The organism is Methanobrevibacter woesei, from assembly GCF_003111605.1.
In the GTDB taxonomy this organism is placed as follows: Archaea; Methanobacteriota; Methanobacteria; order Methanobacteriales; family Methanobacteriaceae; genus Methanocatella; species Methanocatella woesei.
Genome location: NZ_MZGU01000004.1, coordinates 675,701 through 692,084, shown reverse-complemented (window position 1 = coordinate 692,084; position 16,384 = coordinate 675,701). Strand labels below are relative to the sequence as shown.

Below are 16,384 nucleotides of genomic sequence, written 5' to 3'. Positions count from 1 at the left end.
ATATATTTATTTAATTTATTAATAATATATATAATTTTGGAATTATAAAAAAAAATAATGTTTATGAAACTAAATCATAAACAACCTGCAATAAGTCATAAGTTCTTGAAGTTGAATCCCATGAAGTAATATTTTCAGGAATTTCATAGACTAATGTAGGAAAACCAGCATTAGCTAATGGAGCAGAAACTAAAGCTGCTGAAGAGCTTTGATAATTTCCATTACTGTTAGAAGGGAAATAATTAAAGTCAATTCCAGAATCCCTTATACTTTCACCCAAATAGACAGATGCATCATCCATAGCTGGGGTAGCTACATAGAAACCTTCACCATAACCTTCAATATGAGAGTGGCTAATGATAACAGCATCTGCAGTGGTATTTTCAATTATATCTGGAACAACATAGTCATGAACAAGGCTCTCACCATTGTTACGGCTGTTGGTATAATCTGTTGGATCTTTTGTAACATCCACATCATAGTTAATCATATTTACACCATGAGATAAGGCAAATAACTTAGCTGAAGCAATTTCGGGCTCAATAGCTAAGGTTTCTCTTGGATGCATTCCAGTTATAATAGCTATGGTAATATTTGAGCCATAATAGTTATAGATATTCTTTTCTACAGAGCCCAATTCATTTGAACCTATTTCAACATGTTCACCAGGAGTGTAAACAGCCAAAACCCCTATAATAGCTATTATAATAATTATTATAAGAATTATTTTTTTAAATTTCATATTTCCACCATAAAGAATTATTCTTTTGTTGGATTGAAAAATAAATATGTGTCACTGTTTATTTTAAATAATTGTTGATCTTCATCGCTTTCAATGATTTTATCTATCTTTTCCTCTAAAGTTAACTGTTCTTTAGCTGAAAAATAAGATAAATCTTCCATAAAAACTCTTTCCACTTGTTGTTTTGTTAAGAAACTTGAAAAATCAATTATTGATTGAAGATTCTGACAGAAATTAAGCTGATTTTTAATAACAGGAACAAGTTCAATTGCTAGTTCAGGTGTAACAAGTGGATTGTTGTATGTTTCATAGACATAGTTAGCTGAAGCTTCTATATCTTTTCCAAAATCATCCTCATTCATTCTATCCTCTCTTTTATTAGTTAATAGAATGTTTTATTTTTAAAACTATTAAAATATTTCATATCGATTATTTAAAAAAAAATAGGAAGGTGCAATATTTATTTATTGCATGCTTTAGACATTGAAGATACATACTCTTTCAATGCATCTGCTGCATTTTCACCATGTTCTTCAATTATTTTTACAATTGCACTACCTACAATAACTCCATCAGCTATTTTGGATATGTTTTCTGCCTGTTCAGGAGTATTGATACCAAAACCAACAGCAACAGGTATATCAGTAACATCTCTAATATCCTCAATAATTGCATTTAAGTCAGTTTTTATTTCACTTCTCATTCCAGTTACTCCAAGAGAAGAAACAACATAGACAAATCCTTCGGCTTCACTTGCAATCATCTGAATCCTTTCTTTTGATGTTGGAGCTATTAATGAAATTATATCAACACCATTTTCACGAGCATAACTAGCTATTTCCCCTTTTTCTTCATATGGTAAGTCCGGTGAAATAAAACCATCAACACCCAATTCCCCACATTTTTTAAAGAACTTATCATATCCATAGAATAAAACAGGATTAATATAAGTTAAAAATACTATTGGAATGTCAGATTGTTTACGAACTTCTCCAATAATATCAAATACATCATCAGTTGTTGTTTTATTTTCTAAAGCTCTTATATTTGCATCCTGAATTACAATTCCTTCAGCCATTGGATCTGAAAATGGAATTCCAATCTCAATTAAGTCACATCCAGCATTTTCCATAGCTAGGATATATTCTATGGTTTTTTCCTTGTTTGGATCACCTGCTGTTAAAAACCCAATAAATGCTTTATTATCATTAAATGCATTTCCTATTTTACTCATGTAAATCAACCCCTTTATATCTAGCAATTGAAGCTACATCTTTATCTCCCCTTCCAGATAAACAGACAATGATAATGTCCTCTTTATTCATTTCCGGAGCTATTTTCATTGAATAAGCAACAGCATGTGCACTTTCAATAGCTGGAATAATTCCTTCCATTCTTGATAAATATTCAAAGGCATCTACAGCTTCATCATCATTAACTGGAACATATTCTGCTCTTCCTATTTCATTTAGATGTGCATGTTCAGGCCCAATTCCAGGATAGTCAAGTCCTGCAGATATTGAATAAACTGGAGCAATCTGTCCATATTCTCCTTGTGAGAAAATTGATTTCATTCCATGGAATATTCCAACTTTTCCATTATTAATTGCAGCTGCATTGTAAGGTGTATCTATTCCTTTTCCACCAGCTTCACATCCAATAAGCTTTACATCTTCATCTTCAATAAAATGGTAGAAGGCACCCATTGCATTACTTCCACCACCAACACATGCTATAACGGCATTTGGTAATTTACTTTCTTTTTCAAGTATTTGCTGGCGAGCTTCCTTACTTATTACTGATTGGAAATCCCTAACAATCATTGGAAATGGATGTGGACCCATTGTAGAACCGATAACATAATGAGTATCATGAACTCTTGAAATCCATTCTCTGAAAACCTCATTTACAGCATCTTTTAGTGTTTTTGTTCCTGATGTTACTTTATGAACTTTTGCACCTAAAAGTTCCATTCTATAAACATTTAATGCCTGACGTTCAGTGTCAGTTTCACCCATGAATATTTCACATTCCATGTCTAGAAGAGCTGCAGCTGTTGCAGTAGCTACTCCATGCTGTCCAGCACCAGTTTCTGCTATTACTCTTGTTTTTCCCATTTTTTTAGCTAGTAACACCTGACCTAAAACATTATTGATTTTATGTGCTCCTGTATGGTTCAAATCTTCTCTTTTTAAGTAGATTTTCGCACCGCCAAGGTCTTCACTCATTCTTTTAGCATAATAAAGTATGGATGGTCTTCCTGCATATTCCTTTAGCAATGTGTTTAGCTCTTCTACAAATTCTGGATCATTTTTATAATGATTGTACTGCTCTTCCAGGCAAATAAGTTCATTCATTAAGGTTTCAGAGATATATTGACCACCATACTGTCCAAATCTTCCTCTACTCAAATTTTTTACCTCCATTATTTCCTTTATTTTGCTTTCATTCTTAAATCCATTAACTTCAACAGAACTGCTTAAATCTATGGCAAATGGTTTAAATTTATCAATAGCTTGGGAAATATTTTTACTGTTAATTCCACCAGCTAAAAAGAAAGGTTTTTTAATATTATTTTTAATTAAATCCCAGTTAAAGGTCTTTCCACTACCTTTACCACTGTCAAATAACAAATAATCATCCTGAGATTTATCATATTGAGAAATATCAGTTTCATCTTTAATTTCTATTGCATTTATTATTTTTAGTTTATTGTTGGTTTTATCTTTTAATGATTGGATATATTCTTCATCTTCACTGCCATGAAGCTGAGCTATATCAATAATGCCCCTATTAAATAATTCAATGATTTCTTCTTGAGGATTATCTACAAATACACCAACAGCTTTAATATCAGAGTTTAAATTGTCTTTCAATTGCTCTGCTAAGTCATGATTAACTTGGCGAGGACTTTCTGCAAACACAAATCCAATAAAATCCGGTTTATATTTGTTTACAATTTCTATATCTTCTAATCTTTTAAGTCCACAGATTTTGATTTTAACCATGCTTAAACTCCCTGATTAAAGATTTCTTATCATCACTTTTCATCAAAGTTTCACCAATTAAAACTGCATCAATATTATTTTCTATTAATTTAAGAGTATCTTCTTTTGTTTTAATACCACTTTCAGAAATAAATAAAATATCAGATGGCACTAATCTACATAGCTCAATGCTATTATTAATATTAACAGTAAAATTTTTTAAGTCCCTATTGTTAACACCAATAATTCTTGCACCTGCATCTAAAGCTCTTTTAATTTCTTTCCTATCATGAGTTTCAACAATAGCTGAGAGTCCTAATAAATCAGCTATTTCAAGATAATATCTTAATTCATCATCAGATAAAATAGATACAATAAGTAACACTGCAGAAGCCCCAATAATTTTAGCCTCATAAATCATGTATGGATCTATTGTAAAATCTTTTCTTAAAATAGGAACATCCACTTCACAAGCAATTTCCTTTAAATAATCATTACTGCCCTTAAAAAAGTAAGGTTCTGTTAAAACAGAAATAGCTGAAACACCAGCAGTTTCATATTCCTTTGCAATATCCAAATAATCAAACTCTTCTGCAATTAAACCTTTTGAAGGAGAAGCCTTTTTAACTTCAGCTATTATAGATAAACCTTCACTAGCTAATGCTTTTTCAAAGGGAAAGTCAAAATTAATTTCTAAATTAGCTACCTCTTCTTTCAAGTCATCAAATGGTTTGTTTTTCTTAGCTTCTTCAAGTCTTTCTTTAGTTTTTAAAACAATTTCATCTAACATATTAATCAGAGATTTGTGTATTTAATAAAGTTATCTAACTGTTCTTTTGCCTTTCCACTATCTATTATTTCACAGGCAAGTTCAACTCCTTCTTCAAGAGAGCTAACCTTACCTGCAACATATAACCCTGCAGCAGAATTAAAGACAACTGCATCCCTACATGGGCCTTTTTCACCATTTAAAATATCCAAAGTAATTTGAGCATTGACTTTTGAATCTCCACCTACAAGATCCTCTTTTTTGCATCTTTTAATTCCAAAATCTTCAGGTACCAATTCATAATCAAAGAGTTTACCATCTTTAATTTCACAAACTGTTGTATTAGCACTAACTGATATTTCATCTAACTTGTCTTGACCATAGACAACCATTGCAGATTTTACTCCGAGGTTTTGAAGAACTTTTGCTAAAGGTTTAACATAAGATTCATCATAAACTCCTAAAACCTGCATTGTAGCACCTGCAGGGTTTGTTAGAGGACCTAAAATGTTAAAGATTGTTGGAATTGACAGCTGTCTTCTTACACTAGCTACATACTTCATAGCTATATGATAGTTCTGAGCAAACAGAAAACAGAGATTAATCTTTTTTAAGACTTCTAAAGATTTTTCTGGCTTAATATTGATATCAACACCAAGTGCTTCCAATACATCAGCAGCACCACATTTACTTGAAGCTGCACGATTTCCATGTTTAGCTACTGGAACACCTGCAGCTGAAATAACCAAAGAGGAAGTTGTTGAGATATTAAAGGAATTGGAACCATCACCTCCAGTACCGACGATTTCTAAAACTTCTTCATCATTTAATAGTCTTATACAGTGAGTCCTCATAGCTTCAGCAGAAGCAGTTATCTCATCAATTGATGCTCCTTTAATTGATAAAGCTGTTAAATAAGCACTCATTTGCACTTCTGTTGTAAATCCACTCATGATTTCATCCATTGTATCATAAGCTTCACTGTAAGTTAAATCATTTCCTTTGGAAAGTTTTAAAATTGAATCTTTAATCATTATATTTCCTCCTTAATTAATTCTGAGAAATTAGTTAAAATTGACAATCCATCTGGAGTTAGAATAGACTCTGGATGAAACTGAAGACCATAGACATTGAATTTCTCATGTTTAACTGCCATTATTTCTCCATCATCACTTCTAGCTATTAACTTTAATTCTTTAGGTAAAGTTTTATCTTTTAAAGATAAAGAATGGTATCTTCCAACTGTAATTTCTTTATTTAAACCTTCAAAAATCAAATCATCTGATAAACTAATAATTGAAGATTTACCATGCATCAATTCTGATGCATAAGAAATTACACCTCCAAAGGCCATACAGATTGACTGATGACCTAAACAAACTCCTAAAATTGGAATTTTATCATAGAACTCTTTTACAATATCTATACAAAGCCCTGCATCTTCAGGCCTTCCAGGACCTGGAGATAAAAGAATCATTGATGGGTTTAACTTTGAAATCTCATCTAAAGTGATCTTATCATTTCTAAAAACCTTTATATCATCATCAATTTGACCAATTAACTGATATAAATTATAGGAAAAGCTATCATAATTATCTATAAGTAAAATCATTCTATCCCTCCATCAGCTAGTTGTAATGCTCTAATAACAGCTGCTGCCTTATTCATACATTCTGAAAACTCCAAATTAGGGTGACTATCTGCAACAATTCCTGCTCCAGATCTTATAAACACTTTGTTATTTCTTGCAAAAGCTAGCCTAATTGAGATACATGTATCAATATTTCCACTTAAATCAATATATCCAATAGCTCCACCATAAATTCCTCTTTTATTGTTTTCAAGCTCATTAATGATTTCACAAGCCCTTATTTTTGGAGCACCAGATAATGTTCCTGCAGGAAGAATAGAATCAATAGCTGAAAGCTCATCTAAATCCTCTCTTAAAGTTCCTGTTACTGTTGATCCAATATGCATTACATGAGAGAACTTTTCAACAGACAAATATTTCTCAACCTTAACAGAGCCTATTTCAGATATTCTGCCAATATCATTTCTTCCCAAATCAACAAGCATATTATGCTCAGCAAGCTCTTTTTCATCAGATAATAATTCCTCTTCAAGTAATGAATCTTCTTTTTCATCCTTTCCTCTTGGTCTTGTTCCAGCTAGTGGAAAAGTGTACAGTTTCCTGTCTTCAAGTTTAACTAAGGTTTCAGGAGATGCACCAACGATTTCAATATCATCACTTGAGAAATAGAACATATATGGTGAAGGATTGGTTGTTCTTAAAACCCTATAAGTATCAAATAGACTTCCACTTATGTCTGCTTCTATTCTATTGGATAAGACAACCTGGAAAATATCTCCTTCTTTGATATATTCTTTAGCTTTCATAACCATTTGACCATATTCTTCACGGGAAAATACTGGTTTAAAATCAGATTCTAAAGTTAATGGCTGAATCTTAGCCTTTTCACCATTTTTAATTAAATCAGCTATTTCACTTAGCTCCCTGCATGCATTCCTGTAGTTGTTTCTTAAATCATCAGTTTTTATATTGACTATAATCACTATTTTCTGGCGGAAGTTGTCAAAAGCTATTACCTTATCAAATAGCATTATATCTATATCTTTAAACTGATCCTGATTTTGGGCATCTAAATTCAGGGAAGGTTCACTGTATTTGATGTAATCATAGGCAAAATATCCTACAAAACCTCCAGTAAATGATGGAAGATTATCAAATTTTGGAGATTTATTTTGTTTGATTAAATCTTTAATTATTTCTCTAGGATTATCAGTTTCAATTGTAGTTACTTCACCATTAGCCAGTTTTTTACTGTCTTTAAATTCCAAATCTCCTTTAATTTGAACTATACCATCTTGACATGTAAATTCAAGTATTGGATTAAAACCTAAAAAAGTATATCTTCCCCATTTCTGTGAATCCTCTACACTTTCCAACATGTAGCAATGGTTGCTAATTCCTTTTAAAATCTTTAGTACTTCTATTGAAGTAGCTATATCTGAATACATTTCATATGCAATTGGTATATTCTTATACTCCTTGTTTTTTGCAATTTCCTGAACTTCTTCAAAACTTGGGGAAAACATTTTAATCACTTAAATTCTTTGTATATAATAATTATATTAATGTACTATTTAAAACCTTGCTGTCAATATTTGTACATTATAAAAATTAAATCTAAAAAATCAATAAAATTTACAAATAAAAAAAAAAAATTAAATTAAAGAAAATTCATGGAAACTGATAACATCATTATGATTTAAATCATACTTTTCAAATTCGCTGATAATCATTTCTTCAGGAGAATAACCATTCCAAAAAGAATCTTCACCAATTATGAAAATAAGTTCCTCAAATTCATCAATAGTAATGTTTCCATTATTATCAATATCAGTTTCATTAAATTCATCCACTATTTTTGTAGTTGTATTAAATAAGTCTGTTAATTCCTTTTTATCATAATCTTCTAAAGAAAAGTGATTTTCATCAATATCAGATAATGATAAAGCATTAACAGGCAATATCATAACTAAAAAAAAACTAAAACCATGAAAAATTTAACTTTCATAATTAATATTCATTTGTTTAGAAGATATATAATTTGTTATTAAAAATATGTTTAAGCAGTAGTTAATTTTAATCCAACAATCCCAATAATAACCATAGCTATAAATCCAAGACGTACAAAGCTTGTTGATTCATTGAAAAATATCATACCAATGATAATAACTCCAATAGCCCCAATTGCAGTCCAACATGCATAAGCAGTTCCCATAGGAATGGTTTCAAAAGAAAAAGATAAAAGAACAATACTAATAATCATGAAAACAATTGTAAGGAGTATATACTTAACTTTGCTAAAACCATCTGAAAGCTCTAAAGATAAAACCCACAACATCTCAAATATTCCAGCTATTATAAGATAAATCCATGAATTCATTATTATTTAATATTAAATAAAAATATATTTAATTTTATTGGAAATCTGATTAAAAAATAAAAAAAAAGAGAGTTATAACTTACTATACTCTTCATCACTTACAGGTTCACACCATTCATTTTCAGTGTTTTCTCCTGGAACCTCAATAGCTAAATGGCTAAACCAAGAATCTTTAGTAGCTCCATGCCAATGTTTAACATTAGGTGGAATAACAACAACATCCCCTGGAGCTAGTTTTTGAGCATCTTTACCTTCTTCCTGATAATAACCTTCTCCACCAGTTACAAGTAAAATTTGACCTCCACCATTGGTGGATTTATGAATATGCCAATTGTTTCTGCATCCTGGTTTAAAAGTAACATTTCCAATTGGAATTGGTTCCATTGTAAGCATATTTAAGTAGCTATCTCCTACAAAAAAGTCAGCAAAAGCAGTATTAGGTTCTCCTCTTTCAAAAATAATTCCATTTTTCACATTTTCATTTACCATTTTATCACTTCAATTTTAATTTCCTGTAATTTCATTAACTATAGCTAGTGCATTTAATGTTCTTGGAAATCCTATAAAAGGACATAAAACAGTAACAGCACCAATTAATACATCTTTATCATTACCAACCATTAAATTTCCTGCAGTATGGCCTCTAAGCTGATTTTCACAACCACCTAAAGTAGCTATTATTGAAAAGGTTATTAATTCCCTATCCTGATTTGATAAACCTTCTCTTGTATAAAAGTCACCAAAACAGTATCCACTTAAAAAGTCCTGAAAATAGATTTGATCATTAGGACTTGTTTTTCTCATTTCATCAATTTGGTCTTTTCCAAAGAAAGAACATTGAATTTCATAACCTTTTTGCCATCTATCCTCTTTAGTTGTTGTTGATTGACCATTTAAAGGCAATTCAATATTATTTTCTTTAAATATGTTATTCAATACTTCCAAAAAATCAAAAGCTATTCCAAATCCAACATATGGAAAAGATTGATATGTTAATTCTTTTAATTCAACAGGACTTAAAATTTCATCTTTTAAAGCTTCTTTAACCATTATTTTAAAAGGATTAACAGCATGATTTGTTATTAAAGATGAAATTATTACAATCATCCTGTTTCTAACATCTAAACTAGTATTTTCCAATACTTCACCAAATGCAAAATCATCAAATAATTCTACAAATTCATTATCATTCTTTCTAATATTTTCATATAATTCTTCATGTGACATAACAGAACCTCAATTATTCAAAGTAATCAGCAACATCTCCCATATATTCCGGAATATCTAACTGCTGAGGACAGGAATCGACACAATTTCCACAAAAGGTACAATCAGATGCATAAGCAGCTATTGATGCATATTCATTATATTCATCCAGATATTTAGAGAACTTAAAATGATTTTCTCTTAAATCTGCATTATATAATTCAAAGAATTTAGATATAGGAATATTGTCTTCACAGTTTTCAGCACAATAATTACAGTAAGTGCAAGGAATTATATTAACTCCTTTAATAATACCTGCAACATCTTGAAGGATTTTATGTTCCTTCTCATCTAAAGGTTCAAAATTATCCATTGTTTCAATGTTTTCTTTTACATCTTCAATTGAATGCATTCCACTGAAAACAATAGAAACATCTTTCAAACCAGCTACAAATCTTAAAGCCCATGAAGGAACAGACATTTCTGGTTTGGATGTTTTTAATATATCTTTAGCTTTATCTGGAACATTAACTAAAGTTCCTCCTTTTAAAGGTTCCATAACCATAATTTCCTTATTATATTTCCTACAGATTTCATAACATTTTCTTGATTGTACAGCTGAACTTTCCCAATCCAGATAATTAATTTGAAGCATTACTACTTCAATTTCAGGCATTTCATTAAGCATTTCCTCTAAGAATTCAGCATCATCATGAAAAGAAAACCCAATATGCTTTACTTTACCTTCTTTTTTTAATTTTTTAACATATTCATAAGGATTGAATTTACGAATTGCATTTAAATTTCTTTTAGCTATATCATGGATTAAATAATAATCAAAATATTCAACACCACAACGTTCTTGCTGTATATTAAAATATTTTTCCATATCCTCTTCTTTTTTAAGAAAAAATGTTGGTAATTTATCTATTAAAATAAAATCTTCACGTGAATATCTCTCAACTAAACATTTCTTTAATGTTTCTTCACTTTTACCACTATGGTAAGGATATGCAGTATCAAAATAATTGTAACCCTTTTCAATGAAATAATCAATCATTTCACAGGTTAAATCCAAATCAATACCCTTTGAAAATCTACCATTTTCTGGTAATCTCATAGCTCCAAAACCTAATTTTTTCATTTTTCACTCCTAAATACTTTTTCCAAGCTCATAAGCCTCTGTTGGATAGTTAGAGTTTTCAATATCGCTTCTAACAGTACAGTAAGTTGCAAGAATTATTCCTTTATCCTCCCAGCCCATATATTTTTCAACAACAGTTTTATAATGATCTACTAAGGCCTGCATTGTCCAGTCATTTCCATCTGCAGATGTTGCAAGTAAAATACAGTCTTTTTTATTTGCCATTATTTCACTATTATGTGCATAGAATCTGTCAATTACCATTTTAATCTGTGCTGTCATTCCAAAGTAGTAGAGAGGAGTTACAAAAACAATCATATCATCATTTATTAAATGAGGATTTAGTTTTTCCATTGAGTCTTTGTAAATACATCCATCACCTTTAAAATGACAGTGCTCACATGCTTTACATGGATGTAAGTCCTCAAAAGCTGCATCAAAACGGAAAATTTCATGTCCTGCTTCTTCAGCTCCTTCAATAAATTTATCAGCCAATAATGCAGAAGTTCCTTTTTTATGTGGACTTCCAGTTATAACAGTTATTTTCATTTTTTATTCACCTTTTAATACTAATTTTCAAATGTTAAGTGTGTTATGTAATAATTAAATTAAAATAATATATATAGTTTTTGTAAATTTATAAATATATATAAAAAATTTTAAAAAAAAATAAGGAAAAAATTAGAATAATAAATCAGGATTAGACAAATAATATTCTACTTTTTCATAAAACAACTTGAAATGCCATCCAAAAATAAAGATATGACTAGCTGTAAGAGAAATTGAAATTTTACCATCAACCAGCTTTCCCCAACTAATAGCAGGCATCAACTGATTAGGTGAAGCAATAATATTGGTCATTGAATCAAAATCAATCCAAGGAACACAAGAAAAGTTAGCTATTCCTTCAATATCCCTCAATTCAGGCTCGACAAGATACAGGTTTTCTTCAATATTCTCTTTTTTATTTTCAAGATAGCTGTTCCATTCAAGAATATCTTCAAACTCACTTGAAGGTTTAACTTCAATTTCACGAATAGAATGATCATCCTGCATGATAGGAGTTACTGCATTAATAAAATCATATTCAACAACTTCACCATCAATAATCCTATATTTAAACTCTGGAATCTCATTAATAGCTTTTAACATGCAGGCTAAAGTTAAATTAAAGAAAGAAATATTATTTTCTTTAGCTTTTAAGTAAGTTTTATAAGCATCAACTTTAACAGTCATTGAATATCTAGATGTTAAGAAATCTTTAAATGGTAAATCATCAACAGTTATGTTATCTACTTTTTTATACATTTAAATCCCTAAATCATTTAAAAATGTGTTTTATAATATATTTAGAAGATATATTCTATAAAAAGATTATTAAAAAAGAGAAATAATTAGTTATTTTAATTAATAGAAAAAAACATTTTTAAAAAAGAAGATGTAAAAATCAATGAATAAAAAAAAGAAATATAAATACTAATTTCAGAAAAATGCTAATGACTTAAAACTACTTTATACATTTATAAATAGTCAACTTTCAAAATTTAATTAAAAAATTTTTAAAATGCTACAAATAACACTGTTTTTAAGACAATATAAATTTTATAAACTTATTTTACAGAAGATTTTTATTTATGGACTATTGAATTGATAATACATATAAAAAAAAAGAGGAAAATATAAATTTTCCTTAAAATTAATCTTTTCTCATAATACAACTACCAACAAGAACCAATACCATTAAAATAGCTAATAATATCGGATTACCAGTTTTTAACATTCCAACAGAAGATTTAGTTAAAATATTTTCGTAAGAATCAGCAGATTCATCAACAACATCATTCACTGAATCTTCATCATCATCTGAAGTTATATTTTCTGGAGTTTCAGGATCAACATCTGGAATAGCACTAATAGATATATTATCATAGTTGTTTTCAAGGACTGGATCAAATACATCACTAGTTATATTGACAGCATAATCTAAACCAGAATTAATGTTGAATTTACATACAATTTCCATATAAACCTCTTCATCAACATCTAATTTAGGAATAGACCAGATTAAAGATTCTGAATCAAAGTTTCCTTTAGTTATATTAAATGCAATAATTTCACCAGATGGTAAAAATAAACCAACGGAAGTACAGTTATATGCTGTATCTGGTCCATTATTAACAACTTTAATTGTAAATATAACATTTCCACTGGAATCAGTTTTATTATCAATAATAGTAATCTCTAAATCTGCAATTGGTTCTTTAACATTAACAGTTACATTATCTTTTTTATCATTAACAACAACAATATTGGTTAAATTACCTGCAGCTATTGTTTTAATATCTACAGTTAAGTTAAGAGTTCCTTTAGAGGCAATATTTAGAATCCAAGTAACAATCCTATTATTTTCATCATATACCCCGCCATTAGAAGCACTAATAAATTCAAACCCTTCAGGCAATACATCTTGAACGATAATATTATCTGCATTAACATCAGCAGTATTTTCAACAACAATTGTATAACTTATCTCATCGCCAACAGTGAAATCTGAAGCATTAGCAACTTTATCAATATTTATCTCAGGAACAGTGACAGTAACATTAGCAGTTTTATTATTTACACTAACTACATTAGTTAAATTACCATAAGATAAAATTTTAACATTAACAGTTAATCTTTGAGTTTCAAGTGAATTTAAATTTAAAATCCAAGTTATTGTTCTTGTATCTTCATCATATACTCCACCATTAGAAGCACCAATAAATTCAACACCAACAGGAAGAACATCTGTTACAACAATATTTGATGAACTTGTAGTTCCAATATTTTCAACAGTTACTGTATACTCAATATTGTCTCCTAAATTAGGATTTGTGTCATTTACATCTTTGCTAATTGTATAATCTATTACATCAACATTTAATGATGCAAAATTATTAGATAAATTGGAATCTTCACTACCATTAATAGCTTCTGAACTAGTAGTAATCCTAGTTATTGTATTAGGAGTAACTATAATTTCAAGAGCAATTATTTCTCCAACATCTAAATCTCCAATAGTCCATACCCCACTATTTGAATCATAAAATCCTTTTTCTGAACTTGATGAAACATAACGAAGATATTCATCTAAATCAACAGTTACATTAACATTTTTATCAGCATGAGGACCATTATTTGTAATTGTTATAATGAATTTGATTGTATCTCCCATTACTACAGCAGATGCATTACTTTCAATATTAATTTCTAAATCAACAAGATTTAATACTTCAAATAATGTTTCATTTGAAATAGATTTATAAAAAAAGTCTTCATAATGATTTACTTTAATAATGTACTTTCCTGGTTCAAGTCCTTCTAATGAAAAGTTTATATCTCCATAAATATCAGTGATAAAATGGTTTTGCTCATAAATTTCCTCACCTGTTTCAATATTTTTAACCACCACATCAATTATTTGACAGTTTTCTCTTGAGTCCTGATATAAAAGAGCACCATTTTCACTATTTTCAGCACCTAGTACTGGATGAATTTCCTTATCAGTAGTTGTTTTATTTTGAACAACACCATTAATATTTGTCATATAAGTTACATTATAGAAGTAAATATCCTCTACATTTCCTAAGTTATATATTGCATTAGCAATATTATTTCCACCTTCCAATACAGCAGTTACATTAACAGTAACACCATATTTGTTTTTTGAATCTTCCACAGTAATTGGCAATGCATAAGTATATGCTTGATTTCTAAAGAAAGTAACATTTGTTAATATTGTTTCAGATGCCTGTGTGTAAATAGCTGAACCATTAACTGCATTATTGTATCTAAAATCCGTGTTAGTGTATGTATCCCCATAACCAATTGTATAAACAGCCCCTCCATGCCCATTACTTAAATCAGCAGATGGATAAGAAGTTGCATGATTAAATCTAAATAAAGAATCAGATACATTTAAATTGTCTCCAATAACATATATTGCTCCACCATTTCCCTCAGCAGTATTATTAAAGAAAATTGAATTTTTAACAGTTGTATTATTACCAATAATACCAATTGCTCCAGCTTGAGCAAAAGTAACATCAGATGCAAATGCATTGTTTGAAGTGAAATTACTATTATCAATATCAATATTATTTCCAACTACCCCTATAGCACCTGCATGAAAAGCACTATTGTTTTCAAAAGTTGAATTATAAATTTCTACATTGTCTCCACTTATAAAACCAGCACCACCATGATCTTTAGCATTGTTATTTTTAAATGTTGAATTGATTACAATTACACCATTATCTTCAATATTAAAAGCTCCACCATTCATATTAGCAGAGTTTGATATAAATGTGTTATTTGTAAAAGTTATTCTACTTCCTCTAGTTGATACTGCACCACCATTATTAGCTTTATTGCCCTCAAAATAACAATTTTCAATATTAATATATTGACCAGGAGTATTATCAGTTGTAATAGCACCTCCCCATGTAAGTGCAGTGTTGTTAATAAAAATTGAATTAGTTAATTCACCAGAAGCATGAAAAGAAGTTGCTCCTCCTTTATCTGCATGATTTCCAATAAATATACAGTTATCTACTTTACTGTTAGGCCTGAAACATAAAGCCCCTGCATGAGAACCATTATTTTGTGAATATGCATGGTTATTTATAAATGTACAGTTAGTACAGTTACCATAAAGTTGTAAAGCTCCACCATATGCCTCTGAATCTACAGTTTCTACAACATTATTCTCAAAAACAGAATTTTCTATAATATTTCTATAGCTATCTGGGTAAAATGATACTCCAACAGCAGTTCCATGTGCACTGTATACATAATTATCATAAACATTACAATTTATCATAGAACCACGAAGGTAAGCTACCCTTGCACTTGTTCCTTCACTTGTATTTAAACCAGTGGTATTAACACGATTATTGCATAATGTTGAATTAATCAAATTTACAATACAGCTATCACTTGATGCAATATGTATAGTGGCAGTTGCCTGAGCATGGTTTGATAACACTTCACAATTCATTATGATACAATTAATGAAAGTAATATCAGTTCCTCTAATAATTGCAGCTGCACCTCTTGCATCATCCTCATCAATACCAATAAATCCATTAGTTATAATCAAATTCTTCAATATTACACTATCAGACCTTATCTCCATTACTCTTGAAAGACTGTCTGCATCAATAGTTGACATTTCATCTCCAGTTCCACCATTATCCGGATTTATAGATCCATCAATAGTGATATTGTCCTTATTAATATCCAACTGTTGACCATCACCAACAAAAGTATGGTTATTCAAATAAATGTAAGTGTCTCCAGGATTATCATCTATAATTTCTTCAATATCCTTAAATTCACCATCTTTAGTTATATCTACAGTAGAAGCAAATGAAAAATTCATAAACAGGAAAATACATAAAATCGCTACCGTGATAACACCTATTTTTCTTAAATTCACTTGTTTTCACCTCTTTAATGTTCTCCATCAAATCCAATATTAATTATACAATTTTTGATGTTAATTTTATGTATGATACATTG

General features: G+C 29.7%; 16 protein-coding genes. All 16 read right to left on the bottom strand.

Going from position 1 to position 16,384, the window contains the following annotated elements; translation table 11 throughout:
* Positions 1-61: 61 nt before the first annotated feature.
* Entirely contained in the window at positions 62-742 is a 681-nt protein-coding gene (locus MBBWO_RS06160; RefSeq protein ID WP_116670000.1) for a hypothetical protein, read from the bottom strand.
* 17 nt (positions 743-759) lie between these two features.
* On the bottom strand, positions 760-1,104 hold the full coding sequence (locus MBBWO_RS06155) for a hypothetical protein (protein WP_116669999.1): 345 nt from the start codon (positions 1,102-1,104) through the stop codon (positions 760-762).
* Between the two features lie 98 nt (positions 1,105-1,202).
* A complete protein-coding gene (trpA, locus tag MBBWO_RS06150) occupies positions 1,203-1,976 on the bottom strand; it encodes a tryptophan synthase subunit alpha (protein WP_116669998.1) in 774 nt (257 codons plus the stop codon).
* A complete protein-coding gene (trpB, locus tag MBBWO_RS06145; RefSeq protein ID WP_116669997.1) occupies positions 1,969-3,750 on the bottom strand; it encodes a tryptophan synthase subunit beta in 1,782 nt (593 codons plus the stop codon). The genes trpA and trpB overlap by 8 nt, the downstream gene beginning before the upstream one ends.
* Entirely contained in the window at positions 3,743-4,519 is a 777-nt protein-coding gene (trpC, locus tag MBBWO_RS06140) for an indole-3-glycerol phosphate synthase TrpC (RefSeq protein WP_116669996.1), read from the bottom strand. The genes trpB and trpC overlap by 8 nt, the downstream gene beginning before the upstream one ends.
* 5 nt (positions 4,520-4,524) lie before the next feature.
* A complete protein-coding gene (trpD, locus tag MBBWO_RS06135; RefSeq protein ID WP_116669995.1) occupies positions 4,525-5,532 on the bottom strand; it encodes an anthranilate phosphoribosyltransferase in 1,008 nt (335 codons plus the stop codon).
* Positions 5,532-6,110 (bottom strand): anthranilate synthase component II, encoded by a 579-nt coding sequence (locus MBBWO_RS06130; RefSeq protein WP_116669994.1) that lies wholly within the window; start codon positions 6,108-6,110, stop codon positions 5,532-5,534. Before MBBWO_RS06130 ends, trpD begins: the two co-directional genes overlap by 1 nt.
* Positions 6,107-7,615 (bottom strand): anthranilate synthase component I, encoded by a 1,509-nt coding sequence (gene trpE / locus MBBWO_RS06125; RefSeq protein ID WP_116669993.1) that lies wholly within the window; start codon positions 7,613-7,615, stop codon positions 6,107-6,109. The genes MBBWO_RS06130 and trpE overlap by 4 nt, the downstream gene beginning before the upstream one ends.
* Positions 7,616-7,744: 129 nt before the next feature.
* Positions 7,745-8,056, bottom strand: a complete 312-nt coding sequence (locus MBBWO_RS06120; protein ID WP_116669992.1) for an EF-hand domain-containing protein — start codon at positions 8,054-8,056, stop codon at positions 7,745-7,747.
* A gap of 92 nt (positions 8,057-8,148) precedes the next feature.
* A complete protein-coding gene (locus tag MBBWO_RS06115; RefSeq protein WP_116669991.1) occupies positions 8,149-8,469 on the bottom strand; it encodes a DMT family transporter in 321 nt (106 codons plus the stop codon).
* Positions 8,470-8,541: 72 nt separating this feature from the next.
* Entirely contained in the window at positions 8,542-8,958 is a 417-nt protein-coding gene (locus MBBWO_RS06110) for a cupin domain-containing protein (protein ID WP_116669990.1), read from the bottom strand.
* A 15-nt stretch (positions 8,959-8,973) separates the two neighbouring features.
* Complete coding sequence (locus tag MBBWO_RS06105; protein ID WP_116669989.1) at positions 8,974-9,696, bottom strand: carboxymuconolactone decarboxylase family protein; 723 nt, start codon at positions 9,694-9,696, stop codon at positions 8,974-8,976.
* A 13-nt stretch (positions 9,697-9,709) separates the two neighbouring features.
* A complete protein-coding gene (locus tag MBBWO_RS06100) occupies positions 9,710-10,819 on the bottom strand; it encodes an aldo/keto reductase (protein ID WP_116669988.1) in 1,110 nt (369 codons plus the stop codon).
* A gap of 9 nt (positions 10,820-10,828) precedes the next feature.
* Complete coding sequence (locus tag MBBWO_RS06095; RefSeq protein WP_116669987.1) at positions 10,829-11,368, bottom strand: flavodoxin family protein; 540 nt, start codon at positions 11,366-11,368, stop codon at positions 10,829-10,831.
* Between the two features lie 132 nt (positions 11,369-11,500).
* A complete protein-coding gene (locus MBBWO_RS06090) occupies positions 11,501-12,127 on the bottom strand; it encodes a CatA-like O-acetyltransferase (RefSeq protein WP_116669986.1) in 627 nt (208 codons plus the stop codon).
* 388 nt (positions 12,128-12,515) lie between these two features.
* On the bottom strand, positions 12,516-16,301 hold the full coding sequence (locus MBBWO_RS06085; protein WP_133241509.1) for a DUF11 domain-containing protein: 3,786 nt from the start codon (positions 16,299-16,301) through the stop codon (positions 12,516-12,518).
* Positions 16,302-16,384: the final 83 nt, after the last annotated feature.